Source organism: Pantoea sp. SOD02 (genome assembly GCF_024707505.1).
Lineage (GTDB): Bacteria > Pseudomonadota > Gammaproteobacteria > Enterobacterales > Enterobacteriaceae > Pantoea > Pantoea symbiotica.
In genome coordinates this window covers 666,879-684,482 of the sequence record NZ_CP102604.1, presented here as the reverse complement: position 1 = coordinate 684,482, position 17,604 = coordinate 666,879, and the positions used below count along the sequence as shown (strand labels likewise).

At 50.9% G+C, this 17,604-nt stretch carries 17 protein-coding genes; 1 reads left to right on the top strand and 16 read right to left on the bottom strand.

Features of this window, described 5'->3' with window-relative positions:
- Positions 1 to 86: 86 nt before the first annotated feature.
- Together NR302_RS03115 and NR302_RS03110 are read right to left on the bottom strand one after the other, a co-directional pair.
- Entirely contained in the window at positions 87 to 1,142 is a 1,056-nt protein-coding gene (locus tag NR302_RS03115; RefSeq protein WP_258144551.1) for a DUF1176 domain-containing protein, read from the bottom strand.
- Between the two features lie 83 nt (positions 1,143 to 1,225).
- Entirely contained in the window at positions 1,226 to 2,116 is an 891-nt protein-coding gene (locus NR302_RS03110; protein ID WP_258144550.1) for a LysR family transcriptional regulator, read from the bottom strand.
- 91 nt (positions 2,117 to 2,207) lie between these two features.
- Here NR302_RS03110 and NR302_RS03105 point away from each other — a divergent pair, with 91 nt between their 5' ends.
- The gene (locus NR302_RS03105; RefSeq protein WP_258144549.1) at positions 2,208 to 2,987 is read left to right on the top strand and encodes an NAD(P)H-dependent oxidoreductase; all 780 of its coding nucleotides are present in this window, start codon (positions 2,208 to 2,210) and stop codon (positions 2,985 to 2,987) included.
- Between the two features lie 30 nt (positions 2,988 to 3,017).
- Here the strand turns inward: NR302_RS03105 and NR302_RS03100 are convergent, their stop codons facing one another.
- The 14 genes from NR302_RS03100 to NR302_RS03035 all read right to left on the bottom strand — a co-directional run bounded on the left by NR302_RS03100 (position 3,018) and on the right by NR302_RS03035 (position 17,603).
- Positions 3,018 to 3,347, bottom strand: coding sequence for a DUF1493 family protein (locus tag NR302_RS03100; protein WP_008107769.1), 330 nt, complete (start codon positions 3,345 to 3,347; stop codon positions 3,018 to 3,020).
- A gap of 94 nt (positions 3,348 to 3,441) precedes the next feature.
- Entirely contained in the window at positions 3,442 to 4,635 is a 1,194-nt protein-coding gene (gene fliB, locus NR302_RS03095; RefSeq protein ID WP_258144548.1) for a flagellin lysine-N-methylase, read from the bottom strand.
- 37 nt (positions 4,636 to 4,672) lie between these two features.
- The gene (locus NR302_RS03090) at positions 4,673 to 5,179 is read right to left on the bottom strand and encodes a chemotaxis protein CheW (protein WP_258144547.1); all 507 of its coding nucleotides are present in this window, start codon (positions 5,177 to 5,179) and stop codon (positions 4,673 to 4,675) included.
- Positions 5,180 to 5,198: 19 nt separating this feature from the next.
- Positions 5,199 to 7,151: a chemotaxis protein CheA gene (gene cheA / locus NR302_RS03085; RefSeq protein ID WP_258144546.1), complete on the bottom strand. Its 1,953-nt coding sequence runs from the start codon at positions 7,149 to 7,151 to the stop codon at positions 5,199 to 5,201.
- The gene (motB, locus tag NR302_RS03080) at positions 7,138 to 8,040 is read right to left on the bottom strand and encodes a flagellar motor protein MotB (protein ID WP_258144545.1); all 903 of its coding nucleotides are present in this window, start codon (positions 8,038 to 8,040) and stop codon (positions 7,138 to 7,140) included. Before motB ends, cheA begins: the two co-directional genes overlap by 14 nt.
- Positions 8,037 to 8,933, bottom strand: a complete 897-nt coding sequence (gene motA, locus NR302_RS03075; protein WP_258144544.1) for a flagellar motor stator protein MotA — start codon at positions 8,931 to 8,933, stop codon at positions 8,037 to 8,039. The genes motB and motA overlap by 4 nt, the downstream gene beginning before the upstream one ends.
- An 85-nt stretch (positions 8,934 to 9,018) precedes the next feature.
- Positions 9,019 to 9,600, bottom strand: coding sequence for a flagellar transcriptional regulator FlhC (gene flhC, locus NR302_RS03070; protein WP_258144543.1), 582 nt, complete (start codon positions 9,598 to 9,600; stop codon positions 9,019 to 9,021).
- A complete protein-coding gene (gene flhD, locus NR302_RS03065; RefSeq protein ID WP_258144542.1) occupies positions 9,593 to 9,952 on the bottom strand; it encodes a flagellar transcriptional regulator FlhD in 360 nt (119 codons plus the stop codon). The genes flhC and flhD overlap by 8 nt, the downstream gene beginning before the upstream one ends.
- Positions 9,953 to 10,309: 357 nt before the next feature.
- Positions 10,310 to 11,035: an RNA polymerase sigma factor FliA gene (locus NR302_RS03060; protein ID WP_258144541.1), complete on the bottom strand. Its 726-nt coding sequence runs from the start codon at positions 11,033 to 11,035 to the stop codon at positions 10,310 to 10,312.
- A gap of 156 nt (positions 11,036 to 11,191) precedes the next feature.
- Positions 11,192 to 12,832 carry a methyl-accepting chemotaxis protein gene (locus tag NR302_RS03055; protein ID WP_258144540.1) on the bottom strand — a complete coding sequence of 547 codons (1,641 nt, stop codon included), beginning with the start codon at positions 12,830 to 12,832 and terminating at the stop codon, positions 11,192 to 11,194.
- 74 nt (positions 12,833 to 12,906) lie between these two features.
- Positions 12,907 to 13,800, bottom strand: coding sequence for a flagellar hook-associated protein FlgL (gene flgL, locus NR302_RS03050; RefSeq protein WP_258144539.1), 894 nt, complete (start codon positions 13,798 to 13,800; stop codon positions 12,907 to 12,909).
- 11 nt (positions 13,801 to 13,811) lie between these two features.
- The gene (flgK, locus tag NR302_RS03045; protein WP_258144538.1) at positions 13,812 to 15,449 is read right to left on the bottom strand and encodes a flagellar hook-associated protein FlgK; all 1,638 of its coding nucleotides are present in this window, start codon (positions 15,447 to 15,449) and stop codon (positions 13,812 to 13,814) included.
- 106 nt (positions 15,450 to 15,555) lie between these two features.
- Positions 15,556 to 16,482: a flagellar assembly peptidoglycan hydrolase FlgJ gene (flgJ, locus tag NR302_RS03040; protein WP_258144537.1), complete on the bottom strand. Its 927-nt coding sequence runs from the start codon at positions 16,480 to 16,482 to the stop codon at positions 15,556 to 15,558.
- Positions 16,482 to 17,603, bottom strand: a complete 1,122-nt coding sequence (locus NR302_RS03035; RefSeq protein ID WP_308713718.1) for a flagellar basal body P-ring protein FlgI — start codon at positions 17,601 to 17,603, stop codon at positions 16,482 to 16,484. Before NR302_RS03035 ends, flgJ begins: the two co-directional genes overlap by 1 nt.
- Position 17,604: the final 1 nt, after the last annotated feature.

Here is a 17,604-nt window from a genome sequence, read left to right as displayed (position 1 = left end):
CAGTATAGGGCGAACGAAAGTCGCTCGGTGCTTAACTGAGCGGCATTACGCCATTAATGCCGACCAGGCGCGCATAAATGCGCACCCTACGGCAGCGATGCCGCTTTCACCTCCGTCACCCAGGTTGGCAACTGCCATGCACCGCCCGCGCGAATCGCGCGGCACATGCCGGTGGTCGCATCGCTGCTCTGCTCAAACGCTTTGCCATCCCACACCCACGCCGCAGTACTCCAGCAGTCGCCGATGCCGCGCCCTTTCTGCGCTTCGGAGATCACACCTTCGCTGTAATCAGAGCCAGAATCCGTCACCAGCTGTGGTGTGCCCTGCAACGCTTTGTCGATCAGCCAATAGCCATAACCTTCGTTATACGCCCCGCGCCAGCACAACGCGGCGATCAGCACGTGCGCATCATCAACCGGCGTTAACGTCAGCGGCTCCGCGCCCTCTTCCGGCTGATCGTCGGACGGTGCCAGATTGTCGCAGCTGTCGTCATCGGTGAGTGAAGCAATCAGCTTTGGCTTCAATAGCGCCAGCTCATCGGCCGTCAACGGACGCGCATCTGCCTTCACCACTTTCACCTGTTGAATCACCGGCATCGCCACCGCTGCCGGTACGCTGTTTTCCGGCTTGTTGCCTTTACGCACCAGCGCGCCCGGCGTGCTAAGACGACCTTGCGCATCATCCATCTTCAGCAGCACCGCAAACGCGCCATTGCTGGAGAGATCGAAAGGCTCCTCGCCACCGCGAAACTCCACTTTGCCGCTGCCTTTAATACCGTTGATCAGCGCCTGGGTTTGTTCATCGGTCAGCGTCCATTCGTCGTTGTCGGCTTTCGCCACGTCGCCCAGCGCACGGTCATCAATCCACAGCGCTAAGTTGTTCACCACTTTAGAATCATCATCGCCGGTATCGGCCAGCACCACGCGACCGTGCGTCACCGCATTGGGGCCACCGGCACGCACCAGCAGCACCGAGCCGCCCGCGCCCTCTTCGGCGCTGTAACCGGCGGCGCGACAGGTCAGCGTGTTATCGCAGGCCAATTCCCAGTCTTTGTGGCTAAAGGAGACGCCGTCTTGATCTGCTAACAGCGGCGCACTCAGGCTGGCAAGTAGCGACATCGCCAGCAGCAATCGGGTAATCATGCCATCTCTCCATAATGGTAAAGGTGGCTAGTGTGATGATTTTTGTGATGCGGGAGAAGTGAATTTTTTGCGGCGAAGCTGATTTAAAGCGCCGCCACAATCTGCTGCCGCAACCACTGCTGAGCCGGGTCGCGATGCAGGCGTTCATGCCACAGCAGCAAAATATCAAAGCCCGGCACCTCCAGCGGTAAATCGATTACCTGAAGGTGCAAAGTTTGACGCACCAGCCGCTCGGGCAGCACCGCCACCAAATCGCTGTTCGCCAGTGTTTCCTGCATAAACAAGAAATGCGGCACCGACAACACCACGCGGCGTGAACGTCCCAGCTTCGCCAGCGCAGTGTCGGTGGCGGCGCTGAAGCCGCCGCCATCCGGCGAAACCATGACAAATTCCAGCTGGCAGAATTGATCCAGCGTCGGCGGACGTTGCAATTGTGGGTGATCGCGCCGTCCCGCCAGCACGTAGCGCTCGCTGAACAGTTTGCGTTGATGCAACGTCGGCGGCGCGTTATCGCCGGTATGAAACACCACATCCAGCTCACCTTTTTCCAACTGCTGCGCTATCAGCGGCGGATTGAGCGCCAGGACCGCCATGCGACTCAGCGGTGCAGCGGCACGAATCAGGTTGAGCGCCGGCAACACTAACGCCGACGAGGTGTAATCGGTGGCGGCGATGCGCCATGTGACTTCGGCATTGGCCGGATTGAAGGTATCGGGCGGCGCGACAGCACGTTCTACCGCCTCAAGCGCCAGACGCAGCGGCTCACGCAACGCTTCTGCACGCGCCGTCGGCAGCATGCCGCGCGGTCCGGGCAACAACAGCGGATCGTCAAAATGGCTACGCAATCGCGCCAACTGAGCGCTGACGGAAGGCTGCGAGAGATGCAGACGCTGCGCCGCGCGCGTGACGTTGAGTTCGGTCAACAGCACGTTGAGCGTCTGCAACAGATTCAAATCCAGCGAGTTGATATTCACACTGTCTATACCTGAGATATCAGCAATTGATTTCTACTATAGCCAGCACCGACTTAATCTGCAGTGGTTTTCATCTCACAGGATTAAGCCCATGAATGTACTGATTGTGTATGCCCATCCGGAACCGCGTTCGCTGAGCGCTTCCCTCAAAGACTTTGCCGTGCAGCATTTAGAGAATGCCGGACATCAGGTGCAGGTCTCTGATCTCTATGCGATGCAGTGGAAAGTGCAGCTCGATGCTGATGACACGCGCGCCCCATTAGTGGGTGACCATTACGATGCGACAGTGGATTCACGCTTCGCCTACGATCATCAGCTGCAGGCTGGCGATATCGCCGCCGAGCAGGAAAAATTACGCTGGGCTGATACGGTGATTTTCCAGTTTCCGCTGTGGTGGTTTTCGATGCCCGCCATCATGAAAGGCTGGTTTGACCGGGTTTACGCCAACGGTTTTGCCTACGGCGTGGGCGAGCACAACGAACAGCATTGGGGCGATCGCTACGGCGAAGGCAATCTTAGCGGTAAACGCGCGATGCTGGTGGTAACGACAGGTGGATGGGAATCGCATTACAGCCCGCGCGGCATTAACGGTCCGATTAACGATCTGCTGTTCCCGATTCAGCACGGCATGTTGTTTTATCCCGGCTTTAGCGTGCTGCCGCCGCTGGTTTTCTATCGGGTACAAAAGTCAGCAGCAGAACGTTTTGCTGGCTGGTGCGATGCGCTGGCCACAAGGCTGGATACGTTGGAAGAGACAGCGCCAATTGCCTATCGTCAGCAAAACGGCGGCGACTATGAAATTCCTGCGCTGACGTTAAAAGCGGAGTTTGTAGCGGAAGAGAGCGGCTTTGGCGTGCATGTAAAACGGTGAGAGGTGGCAGGCTCGGCGCTGAGCCTGCTGTTACTCGTAAAGCCAGCGCCCCGCTTTCGCCGATTCAATCAACATTCCCAGCGTAAAATCGGGTACCACCGGCACTTCACGCTTATTGAATGGATTGAGAATCTGCGCCAGCGAAGGTTCATCGGGATAGTAGGTTTCGATGACAAATCCGCCGCGATCGACGCTGAACTCGCCGAAGAACTCATCCATCAGCGCAGCAGCTTCTTCACGTTCGAAGTTGAGATCGCTATCGATATCAATTTGCGGCGTCAGCGTCTTTTGCTTAAACAGGTAAACGCCGTCGTAACGTCGCACCAGCTCGTAGATACGCTGCTCAATTTCAACTGTCATCGCTTCTGCACCTCCACTGATTTCACCGGAGCGCCATTCTGCCATGCAATTTGCTGTAAGTTGTGAAAAAAAGCTGCATCTTTTAACTTTAAGACTAAGCCAGAAGGTATAAAAGTGAGAGATCATCGTTCACTTTCACCTTTTCAATTTGTTCAAAGAAGAACTCAGTGGTGATGGCATTATGTTTGGTGACTGCATGGAAACTGTAAATAATATCAATGATAATTTTTTCACTGATTTCGCCATCAATTTCGATCGCCGCTGCAATCAATGATTTGATTAAAAACCACTCTGCCGTCAATAAATATAACCACGACATTGCGCTGCGCTTGCGTGCATCAGGTAATTGATCGTTATACAAACGATACATAATATAGTTACGCATAACGTGTGGCCGCTCATTGAGCCAGGGTTGTGCGGTAGAAGACCAGGCCTGTGCTAACCGCTCCATACTTGCAGCCACATTATTATTTTCCAGACCGCTGGTTTGTACTTGTAATAACCTGGCAACATACCAATTAATCCGGCCCAGAGAACGGGTAGATTTTCTTGATCCTAAATAACTTTGCAGTCGTAACAGCAATGACCACTGTAATTGATTATCACATTCCAGATTAGCTACATGCTGGGAAATTTCACCCGATTCAATGCTGTGCATCAGGCCATTAAAATAGGCTTCAATATCCTCAACCTGTTGCGGATGTTTCTCCGCAAATAGTAGTAATGAGGCAATGGCATATAAACCTTGCTGCGTCTGCGCCTGACTAGCGTTAACGAGGTGCATGGACATCAGGTTAAGCAACTTATCGTGCTGGTTAACAATGCGCGCCTTATCGGCAACTTTAGCGGTGGTGACATGGCTTATCATCTGCATCGCGTCATCTGCGGTCAGTAAGGCACGCGTGGCTTCCGGGCAAGATAGCGTCAGCGTTTTATTCTCTTCACTTTTAAAACGCTGACTACTGCGTGGATAACTCGCGCACGTTGGGCTCAGGGCAGCAGGTCCCATTAAGGCATGGACCTTACACAGCTTATCTTCGTCCATAAAGCTGCAAACCCGATTTTCATTGAATTTCACCCTGGCCCAATGCACATGGCTTTTCTTCAATAAAACCATGGAATCAGCAGCGATATTCTTAATTTCAATGACCGGGCTTTTGAGATATTTGTTGACCGATTTCTTATCAAAAACAATATTCCATCCTTGGCAGCAATGGTCAATACATTGGCTGCCGGCGCACTGAAACTCAGCAACAAACTTAGGTTCATTGACCGTAATAACTTTCATGATAATTCCTGCAGGTTGAGATTAATAGACGGCGATATTATTCAGCGAAGGCTTCCGTCATCGAATCCATTAACTCCATCTCTTCGCGACTCAATAATTTTTCAATGTTCACCAAAATCACCATGCGTGATTCCAGTACACCAATGCCCATTAGATAACGGCTTGATAGCGTTGATGCGACATCCGGTGTCGGCTTAATTTGATCAACATCCATTGACTGCACATCTACCACGCCATCAACCACAATACCCACAATACGGTCATTAAGGTTTAATACAATGACGACCGTATTCTCATCGTGTTTGGCATCGGGTAAATGGAAGCGCAAACGGAGATCAATAATGGGCACAATGACGCCGCGCAGGTTGGTGACGCCAGTAATAAAATCATGGGCATTAGGAATGCGAGTTACGCGATCGCATCCGCGAATCTCCTGCACTTTAAGAATATCAATGCCGTACTCTTCTTTGCCGAGACGAAATACCAAATATTCCTGTACTACTGCATCCGCATTCGCAGTTTGTTGTCCATTGGATAAAGTCATCGTGTTCTTCCTCTATCACTCATCCAACGCGAGTGAGTTTTTCTTGCTGATTAGTCAAAGTTGCTAGCTCTACTACGTCGAGAATCAATGCCACACTGCCATCGCCGAGAATAGTGGCGGCCGAAACGCCCGGTACTTTGCGATAGTTCTGCTCGAGATTTTTCACCACCACTTGCTGCTGGCCGATTAATTGGTCGACCCACAATGCGTAGCGGCATCCCGCGCTTTGCACAATCACCACAATGCCGTCATCACTGTGAGGCTCGCCAGCAATAGCGAAACGTTGACGTAGTAGCACCAGCGGCAAATATTCGCCGCGCACTTGCAGCAAGCGTTCTTCACCGACAAAACGGCAAAGCATCTCTTCCTGCGGCAGCAATGACTCCATCACCACCCCGAGTGGCAGCACATATATTTCGTCGGCGGCTTTCACCAACATGCCGTCGAGGATGGCCAGCGTCAGCGGTAAAATAATGCGTACTGTGGTGCCATTACCCTGCTTAGACAGCACATCGACATGGCCGCCCATCGCCAGAATATTGCGTCGTACCACATCCATGCCGACGCCACGCCCTGATACGTCGGTGACGCTTTCCGCTGTGGAGAAACCCGCAGCGAAAATCAGCATCCACACTTCATCATCACTGAGGGTATCGCTGACGTTCATTCCCTTGGCGCGCGCCTTGGCGAGAATTTTTTCACGGTTAAGGCCGGCACCATCATCCGTCACCTCAATTACAATATTGCCGCCATGATGTTCCGCAGACAGCGTCAGATTACCGGTGGCGGGCTTACCGTTGGCGACACGCACATCAGCTGCTTCAATGCCGTGATCGAGGCTGTTTCGCACTAAATGCGTCAGCGGATCAATAATGCGTTCAATCAAACTCTTATCGAGTTCGGCTGAACCGCCCTTCAACGTCAGTTCAATCTTCTTATTCAGGCGAGAACCGAGATCGTGCACCAGTCGCGGGAAGCGGCTAAACACGTAGTCCATCGGCATCATACGGATTGACATCACCGACTCTTGCAGTTCGCGCGTGTTACGCTCCATCTGCGCCACGCAGTTCAGCAGCATGTCATGGTTTGCGCCGTCCAGCGCTTGAGTCAGCTGTGACAGCATGGCTTGGGTAATGATCAGCTCACCGACCTGATTAATGATCTGATCAACTTTGCTGACCGCCACGCGAATGCTGCCTGACTCCTGATTGGCCGCGCGTGGTGCTGCGGCCTTCGCTGCAACCTCGGGCTTAACCTCTTTAACCACCTCAGGCGCTGCGGGCGCGGGTGTGGGTTCGTGAGCGCTAATCACCGCTGGTGTTTCGATCGCGATCTGCGATTCATCCAACACAAAGCAAAGCACCGCGCTGATCTCATCCGCAGATGCGGTGGTGGCAAGCGTCACCGTCATGCTGTTCGCGACATTCTCCATTTTCAGGATGTCGCCAAGGTGCTGTAACTCCTCTTGCAGCAGCGTTTGCGCTTCGCCATCGACCCTGCTCAGCGTGATACGCATTTCGCTATTAGCCACACTTGCGGCAACAGGTTGAGGCTTGACCGGCTCCGATGCCGCCATCGCTGGAGCTTGCTCCAGTAATGCGATTTCACGCAGAGCTTCGCAGATATAGCGGAAACTTGCCTCGTCAGGTTCCTCTGAAGCCTGGTAGGCCTCCAGCTGCGCTTGCATAATGTCCTTACCTTCCAAAAAGAGGTGAATAATCGGCTGGGTGAGCACTCGCGCACCACTGCGCGCTTCATCCAGCAGGTTCTCCAGCAGATGTGTGGTTTCTTGCAACGCAGAGAAACCAAACGTGCCTGCCCCGCCTTTTAGCGAGTGAGCGGCACGAAAAATCGCATTGAGTTGCTCAATGTCCGGCGACTCAACATCCAGCTGTAAGAGCTGTTGCTCCATCTCATTCAGCAGCTCTTCCGCTTCGCTAAAGAAGATTTGCGAAAAATCATTCATGTCCATCGGTATACCCCTGAACTGGTTGAAGTGACATATCCGATGGCATCTCGATTGGCTTCCGCTCCAGCGTGTTCTCTTTCAGAATCTCGCGCTCCTTGAGCTGGCTGAGTACTAAAATACTGATACGGCGATTGCGCGGATCGTCAGCGCTGATCTCATCAAGCGGCATACGGCTGCCAGTACCGATCACCCGCAAGAAACGCGCGTCATCCAGCCCCGCGCTAACTAACACGCGGCGTGTCGCATTGGCGCGTCCGGCCGAAAGCTCCCAGTTGCTGTACCCCCCTGCACCGCCCGAATAGGGCAATGAATCGGTATGACCCGTCAGGCTGATTTTGTTAGGCAGCTCATTCAGCAGCGGCACCAACGCTTGCAGAATGCCATTCATATAAGGCTCAGGGCTTTCACTGCCCACTTTGAACATGGGCCGCTGCTGAGAATCGGTGATCTGAATGAGTAATCCGTCGTTGGTTAAGGTCAGGAGAATGTTGGATTTAAAATTATTCAGACGCGGATCGGTCTCGATCATCTGCTGCAATTTCTGCTTAGCCTGATGCAAACTTTCGAGCATTTTTTGCCGTCTCTGTGCATCAATACGGCTTTTAAACACTTCACCTTGCTGCTTAATGATGTCATCGCCGCCGCCTGGTATGACGCTATCGCTAAGGCTATTTTTATTGCCCTGCGAAAGCGCCTGATTAAGCGGCGTACGGAAGTAATCCGCGATGAGTTCTCTGTCCATATCGGTGGACTGCGAAAGCAGCCACATCACCAAAAAGAACGCCATCATCGCCGTCATAAAGTCGGCGTAGGCGATCTTCCATGTGCCGCCATGATGCTCGTGCTTTTTCTTTTTGCGCTTACGGACGATGATAGGCGTAGCGTTTTTCATGCTGCCGCATCCGAAGCTTTAGTTTTCATGCTGGCATTGGATTTCACTTCACGAACGTGATTTTCCAACTCTTCAAACGACGGGCGCTCACTGACAAAAATGGTTTTACGGCCAAACTCCACCGCGATTTGCGGCGCATAGCCATTCAAGCTAGAGAGCAAAGTCACTTTGATGCACTGCAGGATTTTCACTTGATCGCTGCTCTTTTGACGCAGCAACGGTGCCAGCGGCAGCACAAAACCGTAAGCGATGAGAATACCGAGGAAGGTGCCCACCAATGCGTGAGCGATGAGCATCCCCAATTCCGCAGCAGGTCGATCGGCAGCTGCCAACGCATTCACCACGCCCATTACTGCGGCAACGATACCAAAGGCTGGAAACGCATCACCCACCGTATTGAGGCTATGCGCAGGCACTTCCAGTTCCTCTTCGCAGGTCTCAATCTCTTCGTCCATCAGCGCCTCAATTTCGTGCGAGTTCATGCTGCCGCCAATCATCAAGCGGAAGTAATCCAGTACGAAATTGCGGATCATTGGGTCGTTCATCAGACGTGGATAAGCGCTGAAAATTTCACTTTCCAGCGGCTCTTCAATATCTTTTTCCAGCGACATCAAGCCCTGTACACGGCTTTTTGACAGCAGCAGAAACAACAGCGCCATCAAATCCATGTACACCGCTTTGTTGTAGCGACGACCCGCAAAGAGTTTCACCACCGCTTTACCGGTAGCTTTCAGTGCCTTGGCATTATTACCTACGAGGAAAGCCCCTACACCGGCACCGCCGATAATGAGCAACTCAACCGGCTGAAACAGCGAAGCAAGATTGCCCCCTGAAATGACAAAACCACCAAATACAGTTGCTATAACAACAAGATAGCCAATGATAACTAACACAAACGCTCCTTTTAGATTTCAATGCCGATGCTGCAACGAACAGCACCGGCGTAAAGCCATCTTGTGAACTGCACCTGTCATTGGATCAGGCCGTCACCGCCATCAGGTCTGGTGCAGCAAATGGATTAATACGTCCACCGCTGTTCACTTGTGATTTTTTAAATGCACGCGACGGCGGGCTGCACAAGCTGCAGGTAAACGGGTTCTTAATAAACTCCGTGGTCACGACAAAGCCGCCCTGACAAACACTGCAGGCTTTGCGCGAAATAATGCCGCAATCAATAAAACGCAATAATGTCCAGGCTCGCGTCAAACCTAATACCGGCTTGTCATCTGAATTGGAGCAGCATTGCTCAAGGTATAACCGGTAGGTTTTAATCAGCGTCTCAATCGAACGTCCCTTCTCTGTACTCTTCAAATACAGGTAGATGTTGTAAAACATCGAAGAGTGAATATTCTGCTCCCACGACATAAACCAATCTTCAGAAAAAGGCAGCATCCCTTTTGGCGGAGGACAGCCGCGTAGTTCCTTATATAAACGTAATAAACGACGACGGCTCAATGAGGTTTCTGATTCAAGTACCTGCATACGAGCACCCAGAGAAATTAATCCCATGGCGATATTCACATCATGAATCTCTTCCAACAGACTTTTGCTATCACACATTCCAGCCACCTTGTTCTTCTACGACGGGTTCTTCACTCAGCGAGTTGAGTAAGTTTGTTGAAAGAATAATTCCTGTGTGAATTTGCTGTAATGCTTCAATACGCGAGTCTTTGGTTAAATTCTCAATCACCACTTCGTCATCAACGCGTAAACGACAAATAAGCTGATTGGTCGAAGCCAGTTTCATTAATTGCGGCAATGACAACTCTTTTAAGTTATCGATAGTCCCCTCGGACAACCCCAAACGAAAACCGGCGGCAAATTTGTCTTGTCGAATCAGTTGCTGAGCAAGCAGTAAATAGGACAAATTAATGTCATGAATGTGTTGTAGATACTCGTCAAAATTAGACACTGATAACACCTCAACCTTCATCAATAAAAAAGATAAGTCTAAAAGGGTAATGGAACATTACCGGGCTGATGAGAATACTTGCGTTAGATATCGACTCTTACCTTTCTTCCAACAGGATAAGAAATCATCTTCAGGTTTATTCAAACCCTGTAAGTATTCGTCATCAGGAAACGGAGCAAAGGATAGCCACTAAGAATTCTCCGAACAACACACCAGAAAACCCCAATTTCACAAAAAGACATTAACCAAATGATTTTATTGACAAAAACACGTTGTTAAACGTTCTTAATTGTCATGTTATTAACATAAATCCAACTAAAGAGGGTTATTAACATTGTTAATGTTACCTGTATGTTATCATCCTGCAGTGGATTCCATACGACCACGTAATCGCTTTATTGCCAGACTATGTAATTGGCTTACCCGTGTTTCTGTAATACCTAAAATCAACGCTATTTCTTTCATATTGAGATCGTGCTGATAATAGAATTGCAAAATCCTCTGCTCGCGCTCGGGAATAACAGTAATGTGCTCAGCGATCTTATCTATCAAATCCTGCTGTATCGAATCATTGACCGGATTCAATAATTCAGTATCGTCACTGGGATGTTCCCAAAGATCCGCGAAGTTTTCCTGTAGCTCATCCATCGAATACATTTGGCTACTGTTGTTATCCGCCAGCATTTGCTGAAACTCTTTAAGCGACACACCCATTCGTTCAGCAATTTCTGCTTCTGTCGCTTCACCACCTTTTTCCTGCTCGATGTTCTTGATGATTTCAACCATTTCACGTGAGTGTGTTCTCACCCGACGAGGAACCCAATCTCGCTCACGTAATTCATCAAGTAACGACCAGCGCACGCGTTGCACAATCCAGACACTGAGAGTGACGCCTTTTTTAGGATCGAATGTTTCAATTGCACCAAGAAACCCCATCGCTCCCGCCTGAATTAAATCATCCAGCTCGACGCTGGCCGGCAGACGCTTTTGCAAACGCAACGCCTCCTGGCGAACCAAATGATGGTATTTCGTCCACAACGCTGTTTTATCTTCAAGCCCTTCGGCTGTATATATACCATCCACGATTCTATTCACCTCATATTCTCAATGAGAATTATCCGGTGAAAGGGGAAATTCATATAGTGCGATAAGCCCGTATAAAAATGCCCAATCTGCTACTTTATTTGAATGAATTTCCCATGCGGTTAATTAACGCCATGCGTGTCGGTAATTAAAGCGTTAAAAGGTTTCCCACTGTTCGTTGTCTTTTGGATTAGACAAGGAATCACTGCGTGAAGCGGTTATTTTTGCCATCGAGGGAGCTTTACCCGCTATCACTTCTTTGCCAAGAATGAATTGCGCCACGCGTTTTTCCAGGGATTCAGACTGTGCTTCCAGTTCACCTGCCGCAATCGCCGCCTCTTCAACCATCGCCGCATTTTGCTGCGTCACCAAATCCATCTCGTTAACGGCCTGAGATATCTGGTTGATGCCCGCACTCTGTTCATCAGAAGCCGAAGTAATCTCGCCCATGATTTGCGTGACCTGAGCAACTGAACTGACAATCTCTTGCATCACTGTGCTGGCCTGATTCACCTGACGTGAACCGGTATCCATGTTGCTCACACAGGTAGTGATTAATTGATTGATCTCTTTAGCAGCATCCGCACTGCGCTTCGCCAAATTACGCACTTCTTCTGCGACCACGGCAAAGCCGCGTCCCTGTTCTCCGGCGCGCGCGGCCTCAACGGCGGCATTCAGTGCCAGAATATTGGTTTGATTGGCGATGCTGTCAATCACACCATTGATATCGGCGATCTGCCGCGAGCTCACCGTAATCTGCGCCATGATTTGCTCGAGGCTTAGCATCGCCTCGCCACCGTGGCGCGCATTGTTGCTGGCACCTTCTGCCAGTTGACGTGCAGAGTGAGCGTTATCAGCATTTTGACGCACCGTAGTTTTGATCTGCTCCATACTGGCGGCAGTTTGCTGTAGTGCGGCGGCCTGCTCTTCGGTACGAGAGGAGAGATCGTTATTGCCATGCGCAATCTCCTGCGCATTGGAATGAATATGCAGCACGCTTTCACGTATGCCGTGAATGGTATCGGTAAGCGAAGTACGCATCACCTCCAGTTCATGCAACATTTCACCAATTTCATTGGTTTGACCAACAGTAACTTTGTGGCTGAGATCGCCCGAGCCGACACGCTTCAACATATCCACGGTCATCTTCATGCGTTGCACTAAGGTACGGCGTAACCAGATACGCGTAATAAACATCATGATGAGGGCCACAGCAACAATCAGCACGCCGGAGTAAATCATATATTCATAATTTGACTCGGCTTCGTCGATATAAGCCTGACTTTGTTTAGACGTGACGTCATTATATTGTGCGATTTTTTGGCGCAATAAGGTACGAAGTGCCATCTCATCATTGAGGGTTCCGGCATAGCTTTCCGGACTATCTACATGATCGATTTTATCCAGCACCGATTTATACACCGCGTCAAATGCAGCATTTACCTCTGCGCCCGCTTTACTCTCCTCAGGAGAATTAAATGGCGTAGACATAAACTCATCAATACTGATACGTGCTTTATCCAGCGTTACATGTGTCAATTTAACAACGTCTGCTGACTGAGCGCGACCTCTGGCTGCTTGCAGCATCAAGCCATTGGTGTTGGCCATCGCGGCACTGATATTGTAAGCCGCATCACGCACGCGAGCATTATTCTCGGAAGAAACAACAATGCGTTTGAAATTGACATTATTAGAGTAAGAGTCATAAAGGGAAAAAATGACGGTGGCAAATAAAATAGCCGCGAACAAACTGATAATCAGACTGATCGCACTGTGAATCTTAAGTTTTTTAAGCATGACATTCCCTTTCCTGTGAGCCGATTTAAACTCACAGGAAAGACCTGGTTAGTGAAAATTAACTAAAGAGAAGATTATTTATTAAATAAGCTCATTTTCTGCATCGATTGAAATACCAACATCGAAGCATTCAGCGCAAATTCCGACATTTTTGAATCCATAATCAGCGACGTCATGGTGCCGTAATCTGAACCAATCGCATTTTGCACTTTAACGATGGTTTCATTGATCAGGTTATCGCCGGTTAAATCGAGGGAATCAATCTGTTGCATGTTAGTACCCAGCTCTGCCTGGGTTTTACCTAAACGCTCGATACCTGCGCTGACCGCCTTACTGGCTTCACTGAGCGCGGCATCCAACGCCACTTTATCAATAGGTGATTTGTTCAATTCGGTGACGGCTGCATCCAGCTTGCCGAAAATATCCCCAAAAACATCGTCACCTAAATGGCTCACCGTCATTTCAGTGCTGTCTGCCACGGTTTGCTTACGCGCTTCAGTACCGCCCTGGTAATTTCCCGCAGCGTCAAAAGGTGGCGTGTCAGTATGAAAACCCGAGAAGATATAGCGCCCGTTACCATCACGCGTATTTGCCAGGTCTAATAAATTGGCACGAATACCACCAATTTCTTTGCCCAACGCGTTGCGGTCTTCATCGGAATAAGTGTCGCTTTTAGCGGCAACAATTTTTTCCGTCAATGATGTGGTGAGTAAATTTCCCGCCGAACTCAGAATATTATCTTCATGCTGGAGTGCACCGCGTACACCTGAACGCACATTGCTATAAAGCTCTAGTTTGGCTAATGCATCCTGATATTTCACGGCGTCGGTCGCCCCCTGGGGATCATCGGATGCACGCAACAATGATTTTCCGGCCGATAAACGTAGATAAACGTCGTTATTATCACTCACGCGCTTCGACATGCTCTCAGCGCTTTGTTTAAACATATAAAGCGTACTTAATCGCATTATCTTTTCCCTTATTTAATCGTCAACAACGTGTCGAAAAGCGTGGTGGCGGTTTGCAGGATTTGGGCATTCGCCTGGTAATACTGCAGGAACATATTCATGTTCACCGTCTCTTCATTCATATCTACACCCGTCAACGCCTGTTTGGTCTCATACTTAGTATTGAGATCAATTTCGGCCGATTTTAATCCGGATTGCACTGCACGCGCGTTCGCACCGATGGTGCCCACCAGCTTGGTATAAGCATTGGTTAGGGTATTTTCACCAATCAGTTTCTCATCCTGAATCTTCAGCATCGCTTCCAGGTTGTTGTTGTTCGAGGTACCGCCGATGGCGCTGTCAGAAGCCGCGAATTTGCTGGCGCTACTGAGTGCACGGCCAATCCCTTCCGCCATACCGGCTGTTGGGTTGAAACTGAAGCTGTCACCGGCATTGACGCCAACCGGTGGAAGATCGATTTCAACACCATCAAAGCTCAATACGCCGCCTGAAGCGCTAGCTTGCACCGTACGGCCATCCGCTCCGGTGACATTCCAGTTGGCGCCATCAAAGCTAATGGTGTAATCCTCAGCATTGACCGCCTTGTAATCCAATACGCGGATGTTATCTAAACGCCCGGTACCGGTATTATTGGTATTGGCTATGCCCTTCATGTCCGGCAGTGAGAACAGCGGATCGCCCGGATTGCCATCGAGATCGAAACCGGCTTGATGCTGTTCGTTCATGCGGCTGGCCATCTGGAACGCAATCTGGTTCAACTCGTTGCGCGCTACGGCCAAATCTTCATTACGGAACTTGAACAGTCCCGCCAGTCGGCCTTTGGTGATGCTGCTTTCATTGATTGGCGTGGCTTTGCCGTCGCTGCCCACATACGAAACCACAATCTTGTTTGGATCGCTGTCTGAAGGCGCAGTCGCCAGCTTGTAAGCGGTATCACCGGACACCAGCGGACGACCATCTGCCAGAGTGATATCGACACGTCCGTTGATTTTGTTTTCAGTAACATCGATACCAATCTGTTCGCTGAGATTTTCCAACAGCGTATCGCGCTGATCCAACAGATCCGCAGGCGGCGTGCCGTTTTGCGCCTGAATGCGCTCCAGCTGTTTGTTCACTTCCGCCAGCTGTTCGGTGAAGCTATTGATGTCTTTGGCGCTTTGTTCGATATGCGTGTTGGTACTTTTTTCCAACCCAGTCAACCGTTTGCCGCTTTCGTTATAGCGCTGGGTCAGTACACCCAGTGAATTGAATACCGCAGCACGCGATGGGCCATCAGAAGCATTTTCGCTTAACGTAGCCATGGCTTTGAACAGATTGTTCATTGAAACCGAGACGTTATCGGACTCATCACCCAACATGTTGTCGATGTCGGTGAGCTGTTCATGGCGGCCGTTCAGCGCAGCCCAACTGGAGACCGAACCACGCAGTTGTGAGTTAGCAAAGGCATCGTAAGCGCGTTGTACACCGTTCACTTTCGCGCCGTAGCCATAGAAGCCGTTGGCGGTGCTCAAACCACCGGATTCGCCAATCAGGATGTCGCGACGGCTGTAGTTAGGTGACATGCCATTGGTGAGGTTGCTACCCACCACACTCAGGGCCGATTGGGCGGTGCTCAAGCCACTGCGCGCTAAATTAAAGAGGTTATTCATAAGCGTCTAACAGATTCCGTTATCGGTGAACCGGCTAGTCACCGGCTCAAAAATTCATTGTTCTGTTTATTTCATCGGTGATTACAAAATTCTCTAAAACGACTTTCTAAAATAATTTCGAAATATCGCTCTGGTAGGCGGCAACGCCTTGCTGAATATTGCCTTTCACTTTCTGAATAATGGTGATGAGCTTTTGCGCATAAGCCGGATCGGTGGCGTAACCGCCAGCCTGCAGAGCTTTTGCGCCCTGCTCCGGCGTGGTGGATGCCACTACGCGGTTATAGCGTGGATTTTTCGTCAGCAGTTTGGCGTAATCCGACAGCGCGTGTTCATAGGAGTCATAAACGCGGAATGCGGCTTTTACCTTACGCTTCACGCCATCAATGTATTCGGTGGTGGTAATTTCGGTGGTTTTGCCCTGCCAGTCGCCAGTGGCTTTGATACCAAACAGGTTATGACTGGGCGTACCATCGGCAGCAGGAATTTCACGCTTACCCCAGCCGGACTCCAGCGCAGCCTGCGCCAGAATAAGATGCGGATGCACGCCGCTTTGCTGGGCGGCTTGCTGTGCGGGGCGCATCAATCGGCTGATGAACGGATGGGCACCTTCAGTAGGCTGAGCAAAAGAGAGCGGAGCTGGCAAACGCAGCGGGCCAGTAGCGCGTGGCGAGCTGGATTCCCCCACCAGCGACATTGGCCCGCGCCCCGGCGCGCTAACCTGCGTGCTTTCACTTTCACCGCCCAACTGGCGAACGATTAAATCGGCAAAGCCGAGCTGACCACTCCCGGCAATATTTTGCGCCACTTGCTGATCGTGCATCGCCGTGAACATTTCGGATGATTGGCTGTGCATCAACTCGTCTTTGAAGCTGGCATCACGCATGCTCTTCATCATCATTTGCACGAAGATGCCCTCCATCTGCTTCGCTGCTGCTTTGAGCGCGTCAGGCGAGGAGCGCCCCGCCTCGCGCTTGAGCGTATCCAGCGAACGCATGTCGAACGCCGGACGATCATACTTATCGAATTGCTCCATTAGTTGATCTCCAGCTTCGCACGCAGGCAGCCGGCATTCTTCATCGCCTGCAAGATCGACATCAGCTCGTTCGGCGTGGCACCCAGATTATTGAGCGCGCGCACCACGTTGTTGAGATCGGTGCTGCTGCGAACGTTTTGTAGCGATCCGCCCTGATCGCGCACGGAGATATCGGTTTGCGGTGTCACCACGGTTTCTCCGCCACCGAATGGCGTATCCGGTTGGCTGACCACGTTGTTTTGTGTCACTTCCACCGTCAGCGAACCATGCGCTACCGCACAACTATCCAACTGCACATGGCGGTTCATCACCACAGAACCGGAACGAGAGTTAACGATGACTTTGGCATCCTGCACGTTCACGCGGACGGGAATATCCTGAATGTTAGCAAGAAAACGCACGCGTGAAGGGCCATCTGCGGGCGCGAACAGGCGCACCGTGCGCGCATCTTCGGGTATAGCTGCACCGCCGTTGTAGCGGCGATTAATCTCATCACTGATCAGCTGTGCCAGCGAGAAATCAGATTCATTAAGCTGCAAACGCACCACATTCTGGCTGGCGAAATCGTTCGGTACTTCGCGCTCCACCGTGGCACCCGCGCTGATTCGACCGCCGTTCAGTTGATTAACCTGCACACGACTGCCGCCAGCCTGCGCGCCTGCGCCGGAGATCAGCACGTTACCTTGTGCCATGGCGTAGATTTGATTGTCTGCCGCCTTAAGCGGCGTCATTAACAAGGTGCCGCCACGCAAACTTTTGGCGTTACCCAGCGACGACACCACGATGTCGATTTTGTCACCGGAACGGGCAAACGGCGGCAGCTCCGCCGTCACCATTACAGCAGCAATGTTTTTCAGCTGCATATTGGTGCCGGGCGGCACGGCGATACCAAGTTGCGACAACATGTTGTTGACGCTTTGACCGGTAAACGGTGCCTGCATGGTCTGGTCACCCGTGCCATCCAAACCGACGATCAGGCCATAGCCCATCAGCGCATTGGAACGCACGCCCTGCACGCTAACTAAATCGCGAATGCGTTCGGCGTGTGCCAGTTTTGGCAGACTCAGCATCATGCCGTAGAGCACGATGCTGATCATAAGTAGAAAGGATTGTTTTTTCATC